Raw genomic sequence first — 5,193 nt, 5'->3', positions numbered from 1 at the left:
CAAAGGAAGCGTCCGTTCCTTGAGAACTCAACAGCGTGCCAAAAGTCAACGCCAGATATGTTGATACCCCGTCCACCTCGGTGGATGAGGTTCCTTTGAAAGTCCATCCGGCCCATGTGGTGCGGATGGCACACACAGCGAGGACGCTGTGAACAACCGGACTTATTCCGTCTGGTTGTTCCACTCTCGTGTGTGTTGACCCGATTACGGGTAAACATTCACGGAGAGTTTGATCCTGGCTCAGGACGAACGCTGGCGGCGTGCTTAACACATGCAAGTCGAACGATGAACCTCCTTCGGGAGGGGATTAGTGGCGAACGGGTGAGTAACACGTGGGCAATCTGCCCTTCACTCTGGGACAAGCCCTGGAAACGGGGTCTAATACCGGATACGACACACGACCGCATGGTATGTGTGTGGAAAGCTCCGGCGGTGAAGGATGAGCCCGCGGCCTATCAGCTTGTTGGTGGGGTGATGGCCTACCAAGGCGACGACGGGTAGCCGGCCTGAGAGGGCGACCGGCCACACTGGGACTGAGACACGGCCCAGACTCCTACGGGAGGCAGCAGTGGGGAATATTGCACAATGGGCGAAAGCCTGATGCAGCGACGCCGCGTGAGGGATGACGGCCTTCGGGTTGTAAACCTCTTTCAGCAGGGAAGAAGCGAGAGTGACGGTACCTGCAGAAGAAGCGCCGGCTAACTACGTGCCAGCAGCCGCGGTAATACGTAGGGCGCAAGCGTTGTCCGGAATTATTGGGCGTAAAGAGCTCGTAGGCGGCTTGTCGCGTCGGATGTGAAAGCCCGGGGCTTAACCCCGGGTCTGCATTCGATACGGGCAGGCTAGAGTTCGGTAGGGGAGATCGGAATTCCTGGTGTAGCGGTGAAATGCGCAGATATCAGGAGGAACACCGGTGGCGAAGGCGGATCTCTGGGCCGATACTGACGCTGAGGAGCGAAAGCGTGGGGAGCGAACAGGATTAGATACCCTGGTAGTCCACGCCGTAAACGTTGGGAACTAGGTGTGGGCGACATTCCACGTCGTCCGTGCCGCAGCTAACGCATTAAGTTCCCCGCCTGGGGAGTACGGCCGCAAGGCTAAAACTCAAAGGAATTGACGGGGGCCCGCACAAGCAGCGGAGCATGTGGCTTAATTCGACGCAACGCGAAGAACCTTACCAAGGCTTGACATACACCGGAAAACCCTGGAGACAGGGTCCCCCTTGTGGTCGGTGTACAGGTGGTGCATGGCTGTCGTCAGCTCGTGTCGTGAGATGTTGGGTTAAGTCCCGCAACGAGCGCAACCCTTGTTCTGTGTTGCCAGCATGCCCTTCGGGGTGATGGGGACTCACAGGAGACTGCCGGGGTCAACTCGGAGGAAGGTGGGGACGACGTCAAGTCATCATGCCCCTTATGTCTTGGGCTGCACACGTGCTACAATGGCCGGTACAATGAGCTGCGATACCGCGAGGTGGAGCGAATCTCAAAAAGCCGGTCTCAGTTCGGATTGGGGTCTGCAACTCGACCCCATGAAGTCGGAGTTGCTAGTAATCGCAGATCAGCATTGCTGCGGTGAATACGTTCCCGGGCCTTGTACACACCGCCCGTCACGTCACGAAAGTCGGTAACACCCGAAGCCGGTGGCCCAACCCCTTGTGGGAGGGAATCGTCGAAGGTGGGACTGGCGATTGGGACGAAGTCGTAACAAGGTAGCCGTACCGGAAGGTGCGGCTGGATCACCTCCTTTCTAAGGAGCACTTCTTACCAAGCCTGGCTTGGTCAGAGGCCAGTACATCAGCGAGTGTCTGATGCTGGTTGCTCATGGGTGGAACGTTGACTACTCGGCACACTTGAGTCTTTGGACGTTAGTACTGCTTCGGCGTGGAACGCATCTGAGGGATTGAGTGGGTCGGGCACGCTGTTGGGTATCTGAGGGTGCGGGCTACGGTCTGAACCTTCGCGATGCCGGCCCCGGTAAAGGCTCACTTTGGTGGGTTGTGACGGGTGGCTGGTCGTTGCTTGAGAACTGCACAGTGGACGCGAGCATCTGTGGCCAAGTTTTTAAGGGCGCACGGTGGATGCCTTGGCACCAGGAACCGATGAAGGACGTGGGAGGCCGCGATAGGCCCCGGGGAGCTGTCAACCGAGCTTTGATCCGGGGGTGTCCGAATGGGGAAACCCGGCAGTCGTCATGGGCTGTCACCCGCTGCTGAACACATAGGCAGTGTGGAGGGAACGCGGGGAAGTGAAACATCTCAGTACCCGCAGGAAGAGAAAACAACCGTGATTCCGGGAGTAGTGGCGAGCGAAACCGGATGAGGCCAAACCAGTCACGTGTGATACCCGGCAGGGGTTGCGTGGTTGGGGTTGTGGGATCTCTCTTCTGTTGTCTGCCGGCAACAGGACGAGTCAGAAACCGTTGATGTAGGCGAAGGACATGCGAAAGGTCCGGCGTAGAGGGTAAGACCCCCGTAGCTGAAACATCAGCGGCTCGTTTGAGAGACACCCAAGTAGCACGGGGCCCGAGAAATCCCGTGTGAATCTGGCGGGACCACCCGTTAAGCCTAAATATTCCCTGGTGACCGATAGCGGATAGTACCGTGAGGGAATGGTGAAAAGTACCGCGGGAGCGGAGTGAAATAGTACCTGAAACCGTGTGCCTACAAGCCGTGGGAGCGTCGCACAAGGAACTTGTTTCTTGTGTCGTGACTGCGTGCCTTTTGAAGAATGAGCCTGCGAGTTTGCGGTATGTTGCGAGGTTAACCCGTGTGGGGAAGCCGTAGCGAAAGCGAGTCCGAAGAGGGCGTTGAGTAGCGTGCCCAAGACCCGAAGCGGAGTGATCTAGCCATGGGCAGGTTGAAGCGGAGGTAAGACTTCGTGGAGGACCGAACCCACCAGGGTTGAAAACCTGGGGGATGACCTGTGGTTAGGGGTGAAAGGCCAATCAAACTCCGTGATAGCTGGTTCTCCCCGAAATGCATTTAGGTGCAGCGTCGTGTGTTTCTTGCCGGAGGTAGAGCACTGGATAGGCGATGGGCCCTACCGGGTTACTGACCTTAGCCAAACTCCGAATGCCGGTAAGTGAGAGCGCGGCAGTGAGACTGTGGGGGATAAGCTCCATGGTCGAGAGGGAAACAGCCCAGAGCATCGACTAAGGCCCCTAAGCGTGTGCTAAGTGGGAAAGGATGTGGAGTCGCAGAGACAACCAGGAGGTTGGCTTAGAAGCAGCCACCCTTGAAAGAGTGCGTAATAGCTCACTGGTCAAGTGATTCCGCGCCGACAATGTAGCGGGGCTCAAGCACACCGCCGAAGTCGTGTCATTGCAGCATGACTCCTAACGGAGGCTGTGATGGGTAGGGGAGCGTCGTGTGCCGGGTGAAGCAGCACCGGAAGGTAGTTGTGGACGGTTCACGAGTGAGAATGCAGGCATGAGTAGCGATACACACGTGGGAAACGTGTGCGCCGATTGACTAAGGGTTCCTGGGTCAAGCTGATCTGCCCAGGGTAAGTCGGGACCTAAGGCGAGGCCGACAGGCGTAGTCGATGGACAACCGGTTGATATTCCGGTACCCGCTTTGAAACGCCCAGTATCGAATCCATTGATGCTAAGGCCGTGAAGCCGGCCTGGAGTCTTCGGACGAAGGGACGTGGTGGAGCCGCCGATCCAAGGTGGTAGTAGGTAAGCGATGGGGTGACGCAGGAAGGTAGTCCAGCCCGGGCGGTGGTTGTCCCGGGGTAAGGGTGTAGGCCGTGTGGTAGGTAAATCCGTCACACGTTAAGGCTGAGACCTGATGCCGAGCCGATTGTGGTGAAGTGGATGATCCTATGCTGTCGAGAAAAGCCTCTAGCGAGTTTCATGGCGGCCCGTACCCTAAACCGACTCAGGTGGTCAGGTAGAGAATACCGAGGCGTTCGGGTGAACTATGGTTAAGGAACTCGGCAAAATGCCCCCGTAACTTCGGGAGAAGGGGGGCCATTGCTGGTGATCACTCTTGCAGTGTGAGCTGGTGGTGGCCGCAGAGACCAGCGAGAAGCGACTGTTTACTAAAAACACAGGTCCGTGCGAAGCCGTAAGGCGATGTATACGGACTGACGCCTGCCCGGTGCTGGAACGTTAAGGGGACCGGTTAGTCAACCTTCGGGTTGGCGAAGCTGAGAACTTAAGCGCCAGTAAACGGCGGTGGTAACTATAACCATCCTAAGGTAGCGAAATTCCTTGTCGGGTAAGTTCCGACCTGCACGAATGGCGTAACGACTTCTCGACTGTCTCAACCATAGGCCCGGTGAAATTGCATTACGAGTAAAGATGCTCGTTTCGCGCAGCAGGACGGAAAGACCCCGGGACCTTTACTATAGCTTGATATTGGTGTTCGGTTCGGCTTGTGTAGGATAGGTGGGAGACTGTGAAGCAGCCACGCCAGTGGTTGTGGAGTCATTGTTGAAATACCACTCTGGTCGTGCTGGATGTCTAACCTGGGTCCGTGATCCGGATCAGGGACAGTGTCTGGTGGGTAGTTTAACTGGGGCGGTTGCCTCCTAAAGGGTAACGGAGGCGCCCAAAGGTTCCCTCAGCCTGGTTGGCAATCAGGTGTTGAGTGTAAGTGCACAAGGGAGCTTGACTGTGAGACTGACGGGTCGAGCAGGTACGAAAGTAGGGACTAGTGATCCGGCGGTGGCTTGTGGAAGCGCCGTCGCTCAACGGATAAAAGGTACCCCGGGGATAACAGGCTGATCTTCCCCAAGAGTCCATATCGACGGGATGGTTTGGCACCTCGATGTCGGCTCGTCGCATCCTGGGGCTGGAGTCGGTCCCAAGGGTTGGGCTGTTCGCCCATTAAAGCGGTACGCGAGCTGGGTTTAGAACGTCGTGAGACAGTTCGGTCCCTATCCGCTGTGCGCGTAGGAGTCTTGAGAAGGGCTGTCCCTAGTACGAGAGGACCGGGACGGACGAACCTCTGGTGTGCCAGTTGTCCTGCCAAGGGCATGGCTGGTTGGCTACGTTCGGAAAGGATAACCGCTGAAAGCATCTAAGCGGGAAGCCTGCTTCGAGATGAGGGCTCCCACCAACTTGATTGGTTAAGGCTCCCAGTAGACGACTGGGTTGATAGGCCAGATATGGAAGCGCCGTAAGGTGTGGAGTTGACTGGTACTAATAGGCCGAGGGCTTGTCCTCAGTTGCTCGCGTCCACTGTGT

Annotated in this window: 2 rRNA genes; both read left to right on the top strand. The window is 57.1% G+C overall.

What is annotated here, in order from left to right:
• Positions 1–217: 217 nt before the first annotated feature.
• Positions 218–1,746: ribosomal RNA gene (locus EST92_RS30980) — 16S ribosomal RNA — on the top strand.
• Between the two features lie 304 nt (positions 1,747–2,050).
• Positions 2,051–5,172: ribosomal RNA gene (locus EST92_RS30975) — 23S ribosomal RNA — on the top strand.
• Together the 16S and 23S rRNA genes form the textbook arrangement of a ribosomal RNA operon.
• The last annotated feature ends 21 nt before the right edge of the window (positions 5,173–5,193 follow it).

This window comes from Streptomyces sp. TM32, from assembly GCF_004122755.1.
GTDB classification, from domain to species: domain Bacteria; phylum Actinomycetota; class Actinomycetes; order Streptomycetales; family Streptomycetaceae; genus Streptomyces; species Streptomyces sioyaensis.
This window is presented reverse-complemented; position numbering and strand designations above follow the sequence as displayed.